Consider the following 15,373-nt stretch of genomic DNA (forward strand, 5'->3'; position numbering starts at 1 on the left):
GTCTGTTCGACTATGGAATGGTAACCATGAAACGACTACACGAGATGCGGACCGACGGCGGCAGCCTGCTGGCGGGCCTGTTCGACCGCCAGTTCACGACGGTGATTACCACCCAGATGGTGCCGACCATCTATACGCTGGGCCAGCTGCTGTCGGGCATCGCGACGGTTTACGTCATCTTCTGGGCGTTCCAGCAATCGCTGATCAGCGGTGCGGTGTGGCTGTGCCTGCTCGGGCCGGCCATGTTCCTGGCGCTGATCGTGACGATCCGCGTGCTGCTGGAGTTCGTGCTCACGGTATTTCGTATCGCCTTTTTCCTGGAGGCGCTGGGCGGACAGATCGAAACCATCGCCAGCCAGGCAGAAGAGATTCACGAGGATCTGCCGCGCATCCGCTTCTGGCGAAGGCCGCGCGATAATGGACGGTAGCGCGAGTTGGATCCGGTGCGGATCCGGGGTCGTTAGGCGGCCGGTTCATCGAACAGCGGCGCGAAACCCTGCCACCGGTTCTGGGCGATCGCGGCGTCCTTGAAGCGTTCTGTCGCGTTGGTGCCACGGGCCTGGATGCGGTCGGTAGCGGTTTGCCGGTCGTTTTCCTCGTCGAGTGCGCCGACGATCGTGGTGATGAGCGCCCAATCCGCGTCGTTTTCGGCGCGTTCGATCAGCCGGCCAAGGGTCTCGCCGTCGCGGGCAACCACGGCTGTTGCAACTTGTTGGCGGGCCGGGCCTGTCATACGGTCAACCACATCGTGTACCAGCGCGGTATGACCAGTCTGCGTGGCCGATTCGAGCAGCGTCGCGAGCAGGCGCCGCTGGGTGAGCGCGGGTAGTTGCGACAGCCGGTCGCGCTCGGCGTCGTCGAGATGTGCCGCCAGCGTCAAAGCTTCACGCCACGCGCCGGCCCGATGGGCGGCCCATAGCACGGCATCGGCAATCTCGTCGTCCTGGCGCAGCGCGGCATGGGCCACGGCGCGCTGAGCGTCGGCCCGCATGGGCGCGGTCAGCGGTAGGGCGATATCGAGCAGGCCGTGTTCGTGGGCGGCGACGATCAGCCGGCCCAGCAGCGCTTCGTCGCGCAGGGCGGGCAGGTTGACGATCTTGCGGTGGTAGCGGGCGTCCATGCGCTTGATCGCGCGCAGCACGGGCGGCCAGAGGGCTTGCCGGTCGGCGACCGTCACCAGATCGTCCAGCGTATCCGTATCCTGCTCGGCCATCAGTCCGGCCAGGCGGCCGGCGGTGGCGGTGTCCACGTTGTCCACGATCGACAACGCCTCGGGCCAGAGTTCGCGGGTGGTGCCGGTGCGCATGATGCGCGCCACGCGGTCGTTATCGATGAGCTGGACGATACGCGTGAGCTGGGTCTTGTCGGTCATCGCAAAGGCGATATGCAGCAGCGTGGCGTCGTCGTCGACGGCGTCGACTACGGCCCGGATCGCGGGCGCGGACAGCGCGTCGGCGAAGCGCCCGAGCACCACGGGGTCGTCGCGCTTGATCAGCACCAGCGCCGCGTCGCGCACCAGTTCCGCCGGCAGCTGCGCCACGATGGGCCGCACGCGGGCGGGGTCGATTTCCGGCGCGGCGTCGGCGATGAACGCGGCCGGTAGACGCTTGGCGACCTTGACCGCGCGCAGCGTGTCCATTTCCCCGACCAGGCGGCCGGCCAGGCGCGGCCCGAAACTGTGCTGAGCCAGCCGTGCGAGCGTGCCGGCTGGAAACACACCGACCAGGCGCGCCAGTCGTTTGAAACGCGGCCGGCGGCGTTCGAATACCGCGGTTTCGATATCGCCGCGCAGGCGCTTCAGCTGGGCGGCGTCGGGACCGGCAAGGGCGTCGCGCTGTGTTTTGCTTAAGTCGAGTAGGCGCTGCCAGCGCATCAGTTCGGCGCGGGTTTCGAGCGGGGCGTTCATCGGCGTCGTCATGCGCCGTCAGCCCAGCAGAACACGCACAAAGGGCGCGACGTAGAACGGCAGGTCGGCGGCGGCGCGCTCGGCAGCGGCGTCCAGTTCCCGGTCTTCCTCGATGAGCCTCGCCTCGATGACATCGGCGATACTGGTCGCCGTATCGTCGGACAGATGGTCGACGAACGCCACGCGCTCTTCTGCAGTACCGATGGCGCGCTGGATCCGCTGGGCCGGCGTATCACTCATGACGGCGAGCGCGCGCTGAAACGGGGGGCGGGGTGCGACGTGCGATGAAGTCCGTGCATGGCGGCCTCGTCGTTATCATTGGTTGTTGTCAACGTTAGAAGCTGCTAATGATTGAAGTCAAGCACGCCGGCGGCCGCCGCCGGCGCGGCCGATAGACCAACAAGAACATGCCGCGAGCATGCCGAGAGGAGAAAGCCGATGCCATCAGCGGTGACGGTGTCGCGACGTCTTTTGCACCGAGTGGGCCGCGGATTGCGTCATCTGCCCGGCGCGGACCGGCTTGAGGCCCGGGCGCGCGGCGTCGAGCGGCTCGTGCTGCGCGCGCTAGAGCTGCGGCTGGCACGTATCCGCGTGGATCAGGCAGCGCTGTCCGACAACAGCGCGTCTTCCTCGGGCCATGGCGCCGCCGGCTGCGGTGCGCGTATCGAAACACTGATGGCCGAATCGCTCGATCAGCGCCCGGAGCACGCCGAGCGCGCTCTCTATGATCAACTGATCTCGCAGATCGTGCCCGACGAGATGCGTATCGTCGCCGCGCTGTCCGACGGCTCACGCCTGGCCGCCTGCCACGTGGACGTGGTGTCGCCGCTGGGCGGATCGCGCACGCGCGTGCTGTCGCACGCCAGTCGCGCAGGCACGCAGGCCGGGGTGATGCTCGACGAGCACACGCCGTATTATCTGGCCCATCTCGAACGACTCGGTCTGCTCGAAACCGGCCCGGAAGACAGCGCCCACGCCGAGACCTACGAGCTCATCGAAAACGATTCCGCCGTGCGCCGCCTGTGCACGGAGGTGGAGTCGGCCTCGCGCCGCAAACCCAAGCTCACGCGCCATACCCTGCGCCTGTCGGCGCTAGGCCACCAGCTCTGGGCCCAGCGGGAAGAACGCGGCGAGGGAGCCGCATCATGAGCGCGTTCGCCGACCTGTTCGCCCATCCGTGGCTGTATCTGTCCATGCCGGTCGTCAGCGCGCTCGTGGGCTACGTCACGAACATCGTCGCCATCTACATGATGTTTCACCCGCTGGAGTTCATCGGCGTCTGGCCGCCGGTGGGCGGCTGGCAGGGCATTATCCCGCGGCGCGCAGCGAAGATGGCCTCGATATCGGTGGACACCATTACCGAAAAACTCATCGATCAGCGCGAAATCTTCGAGCGGCTGGACTCCGAGCGCATCGCCGAGGAGCTGGAGGGGCCGCTGCTGTCGCTGATCGAGGACATCACCAATCGGGTGATGCTCGAGCACCAGCCGGTGTTGTGGGAGTCGCTGCCGGAGGTGGTGCGCCGGCGTATCTATCGCCGGCTCGAGCGCGACATGCCCGAGGTCATCAGCGAGATCATGGACGAGCTCAAGGACAACCTCGAGCGCATGTACGACCTCAAGGACATGGTCATCACCACGCTCACGCGCGACAAGGAACTGCTCAACACCATCTTCCAGGAAGTTGGCCACGAGGAGTTCAAGTTCATCGGCCGATCCGGCATCTATTTCGGTGGTCTGTTCGGCCTGGTACAGATGTTTGTGTGGCTGCTCTTTCCGGCCTGGTGGATCCTGCCGGTATTCGGGCTGGCCGTGGGCTATGCGACCAACTGGCTGGCGCTGAAGATGATCTTCAATCCCAAGGAGATCTTTCGTTTCGGCCCGTTCCGTATCCAGGGCCTGTTCATGAAGCGCCAGCCCGAGGTTGCGCGCGACTACGGCCGGCTGGTGGCGGCCCAGGTGATCACCCCGGCCAACATCATCGAGGCCGTGCTCAAGGGCCCGTATTCCGACAAGGTCTTTTCGCTGATCGGTCGCCACGTCCAGCGCGCGATCGACGAGCAGTCCAGCATCGCCAAGCCGTTCGTCACATTTACCGTGGGCACCGAGAACTATCGCCGCATCAAGACGTCGGCGGTGGACAAACTGGTCGAGCAGCTGCCCGACACGCTGCACCACATCGAGTCTTACGCCGACGACGCGCTGGATCTGCAGAACACGCTCCAGACGCGGCTGCAGGCACTCACGCCGGAGGAATTCGAGGGCATGCTGCGTCCGGCCTTCGAGCAGGACGAGTGGATTCTGATCGCAGTGGGCGCCTTGCTCGGCTTCGCGGTCGGCGTGTTCCAGCTGGTGGTGATGTTCGGTGGCGGCTGACATGCCGAAAAGGAGACATCAATGACCCGGCTCAAGGACATGCAAAACGACGGCGGCAGCCTGCTGTCCGGACTGCGGGATCTGCGTTTCGAAACCGTGGTCACCACCCAGATGGTACCCACCATCTATACCCTGGGGCTGGTGTTCTCGGCATTGTCGACGCTATACATGATCGCCTGGGGGTTCGGGCAGTCGTTGTGGATTGGGAGTGCCTGGGTCGTGGTGCTCGGGCCGGCGATGTTTCTTGCATTGGCGATCACCATTCGCGTGTTGCTCGAGTTCGTGCTCACGGTATTCCGGATCGCGTTCTTTCTCGAAGCGCTGGGCGGGCGCATCGACAGCATCGCGGGTCAGACCGAGGAAATCGCCGAAGATCTGCCGCGTATCCGCTTCTGGCGATCGCGCCGCAACCGCGACAATACGACGCAGAAGTAAGCCGTGGCGCGCCGTCGCCCGGAGATCGACGTGGCCGGCGTTTCGAACAACCCGAAGCGGCGAGTCAGTCCGCCGACACCGCGTGGTCTGGTTCCGCCCGCGGCAGCGTGACCACGAGCGTGCCGTCATCGCGCATGCCGAGGCGCCCGCGTGCGATCTGGGCCTTGTAGTCGGGGATGCTGAAGGCCATCGACTGGCCCGATTCCGGCTCTACGAGCACATGGGCGTTGACGATCAGCTTGTCGAGCGCGGCCAGATCCCCGGCCTGCACCCAGATATAACTGTCTCCCGCATCGGCCGGCGGCTCGAGGGTGACTTCGGGCGCACGGTCGAAGCAGATGGTCACGCCCTGGTCGTCGACGTTCAGGCGGTCGGGCGTGGTGGTGATGGTGGGCGGCGGAAATACTTTCGTCACGTCCAGATCGATCGCATATTCGCCAACCGTCACGCCCGGCCGGTCGATCGACAAGAGCTGGTCGAGCGCGATATGGGTCAGGTGGAGCACCTGATGGGCGCGCACCTTGAGGGCGTCAATCCGGTCCGGACGGTAGACGAGCTGGCCGTTATTCAGCGTGAGCGGGCCGCGCAGATACAGCGGCATCCAGAAACCGGGAAACCAGCTCCAGAGCTTGATCTGGCCGTTGATGGTCAGCGTATCGGCCGTGGTGCTAAGCGCAAGATCGTTCAGGGGCCGGGGCTCGTAATCGAGGATATGATCGTTGAACAGCGCCGAGAGCTGGGCCGGTGACAACCGCGCGCAGCCGTGCGCGACCTGTACGGAGAAACCCGCCGGGTCATTGAGATCCACCGGCGTCCCCGGCGTTTCGGGCACCAGTTTGGCGGTGACGTCCTGGGCGTAGAACCCGACATCGCCCTTGAAATACAGATCCACGTTGCGGATGCGTACCCACACGCCCCCCACGCCCGAGTCATAGGCATCGACCGGCGCGGTCGGTGCGTCGACGCCGGCCGGCACGTCCGGCGTTTCCCAGCCCTGCCGTTGCGCGTGGTAGGTCGACTGCTGGCGCTCGATGAATGCCGGTTCGGCCTGCGCGGCCGCCGCCGTAAACAGGATCAGCGTCAGCGCGAAGGCCGTGCGCACGATCGCGGGGTTCATGGCGTGCTCCCGAGCGTATCGAGATTGGGAATACGCGCGATGAAGACCTCGCGCGGGCTGCGCTCGAAGTTGAAATAGCCGGCGACGACCTGGCGGCGGTACTGATACAGGGACAGATTCAGCCGCATGCCGGCGTCGATGGGCAGCAGCTCCAGATTGGCGCCGCGCACCACCGTACGCATGATCTTGACGTCGCCGCCTTGGACCAGCACATAGCTGTCGGCGTCGCTGGTGGGCTCCAGCGCGGGCACGTCGACGCCGTCGTCCACGTCCAGCACCACGCCGTCGTCGCGCACCTGCGCGGCGCGGACCGACAGCTGCATGGCCGGCGGCGGGAACATGTCGAGCACGTGGAGTCGGATGGTGTTGCCGGACAAGACGACGCCGTTGGCGCTGACGTCGAGAATATCGTCGAGCTCGACGTGAGCGGCGGCCAGCAACTCGGCGGCCGGGTGGCCGGCGACGGTGATCTCGTCGGCGACGAATTTCAGCGTCTGTGGATTCTCGACCTCGAGCGCGCCGTGCATGGTGAAATCCACCCAGCCGTCGCGGTAATACTGGCCCGCGAACCCGAGCTGCCCGTCGCGCGTGGTGATCCGGATCCGGCGCAGCGGCGCGCCTTCGAAGGCGAAGCTGTAACGATTGAGCAGGGCAGCAAGCTCGTCGGCGCTCATGATGACCCGGCCAGAGTGCACCACGATTCTGAACGCCGTGGGATCGCCCAGACGCAACGGTTCGGCCGGATCGCTGGGATAGGCGCTGGCGGTCAGCGATTCGAGCGTGAAGCCGATGCCGACATCGAAATGCAGCCCGGCATTGCGCGCGAACAGCAATGTTTCATCAATGCCGGACGCCCGCGAGGAGCCGGCGCCGGACGTCGCGAGCGCATAATCGCCAATCTGGCGGCCGGTTGGCAGCGTGCCCTCGCTGACCAGCGCGCCTGAATCGGCGGTCGCCGGTGCCGAAGCGTTCGATGCTTTCGGCGGTACCGTATTTGCACAGGCGACCGCCGCGCATAGTACGAGCGCAAAGGCGCCGCACAGGCCCTGTCGCATCGCGTCTCCTCGCCGTCATTGTTGTTATTGCGCCGCGTATGCACGCGCTGTTCTAACCGCATTGGAGCGGCACGGACGCGATCTTGTCAATGTTCGATGGCGAGGTCGGGCGCCGCCGGCCGCTCAGACGCCGCCGTCGACGTCCAGGAACGCACCGGTCGTGAACTGGGCTTCGCTGAGATAGAGAATCGCCTCGGCGATGTCCTCGGGCTGGCCCACCCGGCCCAGCGGGATCACCGACTTGGCCTGCTCCGGTTTGTCCGGCAGGCCGCCGCTGGCGTGGATCTCGGTATCCACCACCCCCGGGCGTACCGCGCTCACGCGGATCTGCTCGGGCGCGACTTCCTTGGCCAGGCCTTCGGTAAAGGTGTCGATCGCACCCTTGGAGGCACCGTAGTCGATATACGTGTTGGCGCCGCCGCTACCGGCCGCATGGCTGGCTGCCGACGAGACGTTGACGATCACGCCGCCCGGGCCGCCGTAGGAGGTGCCCATGCGGCGAATGGCTTCGCGCGCGCACAGGAACGGGCCGACCACGTTGACGCTCATCATTCGGGCGACGCGTTCGGCCGCCATGTCGGCGACCTTGGCGGGCTGATCCACGATCCCGGCGTTGTTCACCAGCGCGGTGATGCGCCCGAGTTTGTCCTCCACCGTGGCGAACAGGCGCACGACATCCTGTTCGTCGGCCACATCGGCCTGGATGGCGAGCGCCTTGCCGCCCTCCTTCTCGATGGCGGCCACCACGGCGTCCGCGGCCTCGCGATTGCTGTGATAGTTCACCGCCACGGCATAGCCGTGCTTGGCGGCCATCAGGCAGGTGGCCGCACCGATGCCCCGGCTGCCGCCGGTGACGAGCATGATCTTGTCCATAGCGAAAACGCAGTCTGAAGATTTGCCGCCAGCCTAGACAAAGACGCGCCGTGCGCGCTAGCCGCGGATGAACATCAGCGCAGTCATCGCCAGCCCTATCACCACGATCCCCGCGCGGTGCCATTGCGGTGCGATGCGATAGCCGAAGGACGCGCCGATCCAGCCGCCCAGCATCGCGCCGGTTGCCATGAGTGCGGCGATCGGCCAGTCGATGAGCCCGAACAGGGCGTATACGGTCACCGAGATCGTGGTCAGCGTGGCCGACATGACGGCTTTCATCGCCACCGACGTCAGTAGCCGGCTCTGGCCGAGCAGCCCGAGTAGCGCGATGACGATGATGCCGACGCCGCCGTTGAAATATCCGCCGTAGGTACAAGCCAGATAGAGCGCGATCGCCGCGACGGGCGTGCTTGCCTCGCGCGCCGCCAGCGCGCTCTTGATCCACGGTGCGGCAGCAAAGATCGCGGTGGCGACCAGCATCAGCCAGGGCACGATGGCCGAGAACGCGCGATCCCCGGTGGCGAGCAGCAGCGCCGCGCCACTGACACCGCCGGCCGCGGCAATGGCGACCATCGCGATCAGCGACAGCGAGGCCGGCGGTTCGACGTCCTTGCGAAACCGAAACAGCGTCGTGGCATAGCCGGGCAGCACGGCGGTCGCGCTGGTGGCGTTGGCCACCGTTGGCGGCAGGCCGTGGAACAACAGCGCGGGTAGCGTGATGAAGCTGCCGCCGCCGGCCAGCGCGTTGATCGCGCCGGCCGCCAGCGCGGCGGCAAACAGCAGGGCCAGTTCCAGCAAGCGTCAGTCCCCGGGCGAGAAAGACGGCACTCTAGCGTAATCGCATCCGTGCCTGTGCTCGCATGGATTCAACGCCCCGGCGCGGGCACGCGCCCGCGCTGGTGCTCGTCGCCGTGCTGCGATGTTTCATGCGCGCTCGTCGCCCTTGGTCATGCGCGCGATCATGGGTTGTTTCCAGGCGTAGGTATGCACGAACGCCATGATGATATGGCCGGCGATGAGCGCGAACAGGGTCCAGCCGACGAAGCCGTGCCAGTCGTTGCCCAGGTTCGACATCCACTCGATCTTGGTCGCCTGGCCCGCGAAGAAGTCGATGCCCAGCGCCGAGAAGGGGCGCGTACTGCCGTAGGCGCGAATCAGCGCGATCACCGGCACCGCGATCAGTAGCGCATACATCGCCACGTGGCCCAGTGCCGCCACGCGATCCAGGCCGCCGCTGTGCGCCGGGCGGCGCGACAGATTGAGCAGCCCCCAGAACCCGCGCAGGATCGTCAGTCCGAGCAGCAGCACCCCGTTGGCGAAGTGGTAGCCGAAGAAGAAATCGGTAATCGGCGTGTCGTCGAGAAAATAATGCAGTGCTGCAGAAATCACCTGCCAGAGCAGTAGCAGGACCATCGCCCAGTGGAAGAAACGACTGACCAGACCGTAGCCGTACGCGTGATCCATAACGCGGGTATCCATGTGTTCGATCCTCGTGCTTGCGAGTAGAGTTTCCCAGCCTAGCGGAACTTGTATGACAACGTCCTGATTTCAGGCATCTTTGATGCCGGAGGCGGCGACATCCGTGGCATGCCGGACTTGAATCGGTCGCGGCGCACAGGCAGATATTGGGCTTTCGCGAACCTTTGGATTGTCATGCCCAGCCTGTTCGACGGTGCCAGTGCCCGAATCGAAGCCGCACTGGCACACACGCAAATTTCCGACGACATCGCCCAGCAGCTGGCCCAGCCGGATACCGCGCTCAAGGTGTCCGTGCCGCTGCGCCACGACGACGGCGCAATGAAGCTCTATCCCGGCTATCGGGTGCGCTACGACAACACCCTTGGCCCGTCCAAGGGCGGTATCCGCTTTCATCCGGACGTGAACGCCGACGAGGTCTCGACGCTGGCGTTCTGGATGACTATGAAATGCGCCGTGCTCGGTCTGCCTTTCGGCGGCGGCAAGGGCGGTATCTGCATCGACCCCAAGCAGCTTTCGCCGGCCGAAATGGAGCGCCTGTCGCGCGCCTATATCGACAAGGTCGCCGATTTCATCGGCCCCGATACCGACATCCCCGCGCCGGACGTGAACACCAACCCGCGCGTGATGGGCTGGATGATGGACCAGTACCGCATCATCAACCGCGCCGAGGAACGCGCCGTGATTACCGGCAAGCCGGTGGAAATGGGCGGCTCGGTGGGCCGCACCACGGCCACGGGCGACGGCGCTTTTCACACCCTGCAGACGATGATGCAGCGCTGGGACCGCAAGGCCCAGGGGACGACCGTGGCCGTCCAGGGCTTCGGCAATGCCGGGCAGCAGTTTGCGCGGCTTTGTGCCGATGCCGGCTATACCGTCGTCGCCGTGAGCGATTCCGGCGGCGGCATTCACGACGCGAACGGGCTGGACGTGGACGCCGTGGCCGAAGCCAAGGCGGCCGAAGGCTCGGTATCCAGCGCCGCGGGCGAGACGCTGTCCAACGCAGAACTCGTCGCACTCGATGTCGACGTGCTTGCGCCGGCCGCGCTGGAAAACGTGATCACGGCCGAAAACGCCGGCGAAGTGAAAGCCGGCGTGCTCGTCGAGATCGCCAACGGCCCCGTCGCCAGCGAGGCGGACGCGACCTTGATCGACAACGGCGTGCAGGTCTTGCCCGACATCCTCGCCAATGCCGGCGGTGTCACCGTGAGCTATTTCGAGTGGGTCCAGAATCGCCAGGCGTGGTACTGGGATGCCGAGACCGTCTCCGAGCGGCTCGAGTCGCGCATGGTCGATGCCACGCAGCGCGTTGCCGATCGCGCGGATCGGCTCGATATCGACTATCGCACCGCGGCCTATGTGCTCGCGCTGGAAAAGCTCGAAAACGCGGCGCGTGCGCGCGGTACCAGCGCGTTCTTCCGCGAGGGCGCCTGACCCGCGAAACAGCGAACGGCGTCAGGCGCAATGCCCGGCGCGCGGGCGTTTTCGTCGTATTTGCGCGATCGCAGTGCAACATCGCACGTTTGCAGTGCAGCATGATCCGGCCGGCGATATTTTAATTTCGCCGGCGGCGCGCCGCTGCAAGCCACTGAGATACGACATGAAACCATGTTTCGGCAGGGCGTGTCCGGCGGCGGCGTGGCCGGCGATCCCGTTGTAGGCCTGGGTTGGCGCTTGACGAATTCGTCGTAGCGGTGGATTACTCACCCAGTCGTTGAAATCGAATTTCGCAATTCGGTTCTGCGGCCTGAAAACACGACGAACATAACCAATTAGCGCACCCGAACCGTCCACCACAGAGACGGCGGTGACGCACGAGGGGATATACATGACGGATCTACGCTGGACGAAAGTCCTGGCGCTCACGATGGTGGGCGCGCTGGTGGTCGGCTGTTCCGATAGCGGGGGCAGTGACGATAATGTGGATACTGGCGATCAGGCGACCCGTGTGCAGGACACGCGCGAATTCGCGGTTCAAGAGGAAACGTTGGCGTTCGAGGCGATCGACGGTGTCGAGACCGATCGCTGGACCGGGGTCATGGACAACGGCGCGGGTTATCGCGTCGAAGTGCCGGCCGAAGGGAACTGGAACGGCATGCTGGTCATGTATGCCCACGGCTACCGCGGTGAAGGCTCTGAGTTGACAGTGAGCAGCCCGGCTCTGCGTAGCTACTACATTAGCCGGGGCTACGCTTGGGCCGCCTCGAGCTACAGCACGAACTACTACGACGTGCGTACTGGCGTCGAAGACACCAACGCGCTGGCCAATGCGTTCGTGGATATCGCCGCCCAGAACGGCCGCACGCTGATGGCGCCGTCCAAGATCTATATCACCGGCGATTCCATGGGTGGCCATGTGACCGCGGCCGCGATCGAAGCCGAAACCCAGGCCACGGCCGCGAACAAGGTCACCTATGCCGGTGCCGTGCCGCGCTGTGGCGTGGTGGGCGGCACCTACGAGTTCGACTACCTGTTGAACTTCACCTTCGCCGCTCAGCATGTCGCAGATATGGGGCCGACGAGCTACCCGGCGACAGACTTCGACCAGGCCGCCATCGACGACGTGCTGTGGACCACCACGCCGAGTTTCGCGGCGCAGGGGGTGCCGACAGAGGCCGGCCTGCAGCTCGAGAACATCGTTCGCACGCTCAGCGGTGGCGATCGTCCGACCTTCGAACAGGGCTTTCGCGGCGGCTACTACAACGTGGTCATGGGCACCGGCGGTCGTGACGGCACCGTCAACGGCATCCTGCTGCGCAACCTGAGTGGCAACGAGGGCGTGAATTACAACCTCGACGGCGACCCGGACAACAGCACGTCTGAGGAAACGGCATTCAACGAGTCCATGTTCCGCGTCATGGCCGATCCGGCCGCCAATCCGCTGCGCAACGACGGCGTGCGCTGGATCCCGCAGGTCAACGGCGAGTTCACCGTGCCGGTGGTGAGTCTGCATAACCTGGGCGATCTGTACGTGCCGTTCGTGCACGAGCAGATCTATCGCGAGCGTGCCGAGGCCAACGGCAGCGACGCCTGGCTGGTGCAGCGGGCCATCCGTTCCTCGCCGCACTGCAGTTTCGAAGCCGCCGAACTCATCAGTGCCTTCGACGCCATGATTGCCTGGGAGCAGAATGGCACCAAGCCGGAAGGCGACGACGTAACCACGGCCAGCGTGGTGGCGGACGAGAACTACGGCTGCCGATTCACTACCGCGACGCGCACGGGGGTGCCAGCCTGCCCGGCGACGGTGCAGTAAGCGCCGCGTATTGTTGAACCGGTGTACGGGCCGGGGCTGACGCCCCGGCCTTTTTTTGTTTTGCCGGAGTTGGTGGGCGTTCGCGGCCCCGCGCTGTGTGCGCTCCATAGCGCGACGCCTCGGCAAGGTGTCGGTGCCGCGCGGCCCGGCGGGCCGCTAATCGGCAGGCGTACGCGCCACCGCGTCGTGCGCTCTATTGCAGGTCCCGTGACGCAGCCCTGGAGCACCGAAGCCGAGCGCGCGCACGCCACGCCCCTGTCGGCGCAAGGGGATCCGGCGGCTGAAACGCGCGTCGTGCGCGTTCAGCGGGTCAGTGCGATTTTCGGCTGCTCATCAGGCTCGCCACGGTCGTCACGATCAGAACGCCGATGATGATCGACAGCGACAGCCAGATCGGGATTTCCGGCACCAGATGCACTTCCTGGCCGCCGTTGATGAAGGGTAGCTCGTTGGTGTGCAGCGCGTGGATCATCAGCTTGATGCCGATGAAGCCCAAAATCACCGCCAGACCGAGCGAGAGATAGACCAGCCGGTCGAGCAGCCCGCCCAGCAGGAAGTAGAGCTGGATCAGGCCGAGCAGGGCGAAGGCGTTGGCGGTGAACACGATATAGGGCTCCTTGGTGAGCCCGTAGATCGCCGGGATCGAATCCAGCGCAAACAGGATATCGGTGGCGCCGATGGCGATCATCACGATCAGCATGGGCGTGATGACGCGCTTGCCGTTTTCGATCGTGAACAGGCGCGTGCCGTCGTACTCGTCGGTGGCCGGCAGGTATTTCTGCGCCAGGCGCACGAGAATATTGGGCTCGTATTCCTCGTCCTCGTCGTGCGAGGTACGCGCCAGACTCCAGGCGGTATAGATGAGAAACAGCCCGAAGATATAGAACACCCAGGAGAAGTTCTCGATTGCGGCTGCACCGAGGGCGATGAATATCGTGCGCAGGATGAGCGCGATCACCACGCCGACCAGCAGCACCTTCTGCTGGTATTCGGCCGGCACGTTGAACGACCCCATGATGATGACGAACACGAACAGATTGTCGACGGACAGGCTCTTCTCGGTGATGTAACCGGCGAAGTACTCGATGCCGTGATCGTGGCCCCAGACCATCCACAGGCCGATGCCGAAGATCACCGCGAGTACCACGTAGAACACCGACCAGCCGCCGGCCTCCTTGAGCGACGGGGCATGCGGCGTGCGCACGTGTGCATAGAAGTCGAAGATGAGCAGGGCCAGAATGCCCGCAATCGTGCTGCCCCAGACCCAGACCGGTACGTCCATCGAATCGTTCTCCTCATGGCGCGCGAAAGCGGCGCGCCGTCGTTGCCGCGATGCTACCCGCATGGGCGTCAACGCATTGTTAACGCGGGCGACGGCCCATGGGCCACGGCGATCGCCCGCGGCATCATCGCACGTTAGCGGTGTGCGTCACGGGAATTGCGAGGGCGACGGGCTGGCCGGCGATGCTATCTTACGCGCCTCGAAATTCAGGGAGAGTTGATGGTGCAGTGGGCAAAACGCACGGCAGGTGAATCGCCGTACTGGGGCGCGGGGCCGTTCAAGGTTCGGTTACCGTTCTTGCATTACCGCTTCGAATGGCCGGATTACCTGCAGGGCCTGTTGATGTGCGCGGTCGACCTGGCCGCGATTCCGCTGATGACCGATCTGCTGGGCATGCCCTTCGAGGCTGCTCTGGCCGTGGTCATGCTCAACGGTCTGTTCTATCTCACCCATCATCTGTTGGGCGACCCGGTGGTGCCGGGCTGGATCACCCCGGCGATTCCCCTGCTCATCGCCTACTGCGAAGGCTTTCCGGAGGGCGTGGATCGCGTGCATGCGCTCATTGCCTTTCAGTTCATGCTCGGGGCGCTGTCGATAGGCCTCGGCGTGACCGGGCTGGCCAAGCATGTCGTGCGCTTCGTGCCGCCTGCGCTCAAGGCCGGCATCATCATGGGCGCGGGCCTGGCCGCGGTGAACAGCGTGTTCTCCGACGGCGGGCGTTTCTGGACGTTTCCGTTCACCATCTCGATCGCCGTGGGGCTGGCCTTCCTGCTGATCTTTTCGCAGGGCTTCAACGTGCTCAAGCAGCGCAACGCGGTGTTCGGGCTGATCGGCAAGCTGGGCATCTTCCCGATCATCGCGCTCGCCATCGTGATTGCGCCGCTCTTCGGCGAAGCGCCGTGGCCGAACGTGGAATGGGGCTTTTCCAAGCCGGACTTCGCGACCCTGTGGGCCGAGTACACGGTGTTCGGCGTCGGTCTGCCGCCAGCCTGGTTCTTCATCCAGGCGCTGCCGATGGTTGCGGCGACCTATATCGTGCTGTTCGGCGACGTGCTTCAGTCCAAGGCGCTGCTCGACGAAGCCGATAGCGCGCGCCCGGACGAGGACATCGACTACAACCCGGACCGCGCGCACATGATCTTCGGCGCGCGTAACGCGAGCATGAGTATCCTCGGCCCGGATGTTGCCATGTGCGGCCCGCTTTGGGCGGCCATGCATGTGGTGATCGTCGAGCGCTACAAGGAAGGCCGCAAGGCCATGGATTCCATCTTCGGCGGCTCGGGTTCGTTTCGCTGGGGTACCAACACCGGCCTGCTGCTGCTGCCGATCGTGTCCGTGATCCAGCCGATTCTGGGCGTGGCCCTGGCGCTGACCCTGCTCATTCAGGGCTATGTGAGCGTGCGTATCGGCATCATGGAAGCCCGCAGCCAGCGCGATCTGGGTATCGCAGGCGTGACCGCCGGCGTGCTCGTCACCCAGGGTGCGGCCTGGGCGTTCGGCATCGGCATCGGCCTGTGCCTGCTCATCTACGGCAAGCGGTTCTTTTCCGGCGAGGTCGATGAAACCTTCGTCAAGGATACGGACGGTGACCGCTAGCCCGA

Annotated in this window: 16 protein-coding genes; 7 read left to right on the forward strand and 9 right to left on the reverse strand. The window is 65.1% G+C overall.

Annotated features, from left to right (window positions below):
* Positions 1-26: 26 nt before the first annotated feature.
* Positions 27-428, forward strand: coding sequence for a DUF4282 domain-containing protein (locus J7355_RS07910; RefSeq protein WP_209061480.1), 402 nt, complete (start codon positions 27-29; stop codon positions 426-428).
* Positions 429-460: 32 nt separating this feature from the next.
* On the opposite strand, the gene J7355_RS07915 is transcribed toward J7355_RS07910, so the two are convergent.
* Entirely contained in the window at positions 461-1,918 is a 1,458-nt protein-coding gene (locus J7355_RS07915; protein WP_209061481.1) for a hypothetical protein, read from the reverse strand.
* Between the two features lie 6 nt (positions 1,919-1,924).
* The gene (locus J7355_RS07920; protein WP_209061483.1) at positions 1,925-2,146 is read right to left on the reverse strand and encodes a hypothetical protein; all 222 of its coding nucleotides are present in this window, start codon (positions 2,144-2,146) and stop codon (positions 1,925-1,927) included.
* A gap of 252 nt (positions 2,147-2,398) precedes the next feature.
* Between J7355_RS07920 and J7355_RS07925 the strand changes: the two genes are divergently transcribed.
* From J7355_RS07925 to J7355_RS07935, 3 genes are read left to right on the forward strand one after another with little or no spacing between them, the layout of a single operon-like run.
* Positions 2,399-3,055, forward strand: a complete 657-nt coding sequence (locus J7355_RS07925) for an Abi-alpha family protein (RefSeq protein ID WP_209061485.1) — start codon at positions 2,399-2,401, stop codon at positions 3,053-3,055.
* On the forward strand, positions 3,052-4,281 hold the full coding sequence (locus J7355_RS07930) for a DUF445 family protein (protein ID WP_209061486.1): 1,230 nt from the start codon (positions 3,052-3,054) through the stop codon (positions 4,279-4,281). Before J7355_RS07925 ends, J7355_RS07930 begins: the two co-directional genes overlap by 4 nt.
* Positions 4,282-4,302: 21 nt before the next feature.
* Entirely contained in the window at positions 4,303-4,716 is a 414-nt protein-coding gene (locus J7355_RS07935; protein WP_209061488.1) for a DUF4282 domain-containing protein, read from the forward strand.
* A gap of 64 nt (positions 4,717-4,780) precedes the next feature.
* Here J7355_RS07935 and J7355_RS07940 read toward each other — a convergent pair whose 3' ends face one another.
* The 5 genes from J7355_RS07940 to J7355_RS07960 form a co-directional block, all read right to left on the reverse strand.
* The gene (locus J7355_RS07940) at positions 4,781-5,833 is read right to left on the reverse strand and encodes a hypothetical protein (RefSeq protein ID WP_209061490.1); all 1,053 of its coding nucleotides are present in this window, start codon (positions 5,831-5,833) and stop codon (positions 4,781-4,783) included.
* Positions 5,830-6,888: a hypothetical protein gene (locus J7355_RS07945; protein ID WP_209061492.1), complete on the reverse strand. Its 1,059-nt coding sequence runs from the start codon at positions 6,886-6,888 to the stop codon at positions 5,830-5,832. The genes J7355_RS07940 and J7355_RS07945 overlap by 4 nt, the downstream gene beginning before the upstream one ends.
* 123 nt (positions 6,889-7,011) lie before the next feature.
* Positions 7,012-7,761, reverse strand: a complete 750-nt coding sequence (locus J7355_RS07950) for an SDR family oxidoreductase (protein ID WP_209061494.1) — start codon at positions 7,759-7,761, stop codon at positions 7,012-7,014.
* A 57-nt stretch (positions 7,762-7,818) separates the two neighbouring features.
* The gene (locus J7355_RS07955; RefSeq protein WP_209061496.1) at positions 7,819-8,559 is read right to left on the reverse strand and encodes a sulfite exporter TauE/SafE family protein; all 741 of its coding nucleotides are present in this window, start codon (positions 8,557-8,559) and stop codon (positions 7,819-7,821) included.
* Between the two features lie 126 nt (positions 8,560-8,685).
* Entirely contained in the window at positions 8,686-9,240 is a 555-nt protein-coding gene (locus J7355_RS07960; RefSeq protein ID WP_209061498.1) for a cytochrome b, read from the reverse strand.
* A gap of 174 nt (positions 9,241-9,414) precedes the next feature.
* Here J7355_RS07960 and J7355_RS07965 point away from each other — a divergent pair, with 174 nt between their 5' ends.
* Entirely contained in the window at positions 9,415-10,671 is a 1,257-nt protein-coding gene (locus J7355_RS07965; protein WP_247739853.1) for a Glu/Leu/Phe/Val dehydrogenase, read from the forward strand.
* A 21-nt stretch (positions 10,672-10,692) separates the two neighbouring features.
* Here the strand turns inward: J7355_RS07965 and J7355_RS07970 are convergent, their stop codons facing one another.
* On the reverse strand, positions 10,693-11,067 hold the full coding sequence (locus J7355_RS07970; RefSeq protein ID WP_209061500.1) for a hypothetical protein: 375 nt from the start codon (positions 11,065-11,067) through the stop codon (positions 10,693-10,695).
* Here J7355_RS07970 and J7355_RS07975 point away from each other — a divergent pair.
* Positions 11,066-12,490 (forward strand): alpha/beta hydrolase, encoded by a 1,425-nt coding sequence (locus J7355_RS07975; RefSeq protein ID WP_209061501.1) that lies wholly within the window; start codon positions 11,066-11,068, stop codon positions 12,488-12,490. The two genes, J7355_RS07970 and J7355_RS07975, sit on opposite strands and share 2 nt — an antisense overlap.
* Before the next feature lie 310 nt (positions 12,491-12,800).
* Here J7355_RS07975 and J7355_RS07980 read toward each other — a convergent pair whose 3' ends face one another.
* Complete coding sequence (locus J7355_RS07980) at positions 12,801-13,772, reverse strand: TerC family protein (RefSeq protein WP_209061503.1); 972 nt, start codon at positions 13,770-13,772, stop codon at positions 12,801-12,803.
* A gap of 222 nt (positions 13,773-13,994) precedes the next feature.
* On the opposite strand from J7355_RS07980, the gene J7355_RS07985 reads away from it, so the two are divergent.
* The gene (locus J7355_RS07985; protein ID WP_247739854.1) at positions 13,995-15,368 is read left to right on the forward strand and encodes a hypothetical protein; all 1,374 of its coding nucleotides are present in this window, start codon (positions 13,995-13,997) and stop codon (positions 15,366-15,368) included.
* Positions 15,369-15,373: the final 5 nt, after the last annotated feature.

This window comes from Endozoicomonas sp. G2_2 (assembly GCF_017744135.1).
Taxonomy (GTDB): Bacteria; Pseudomonadota; Gammaproteobacteria; order Nevskiales; family Salinisphaeraceae; genus Salinisphaera.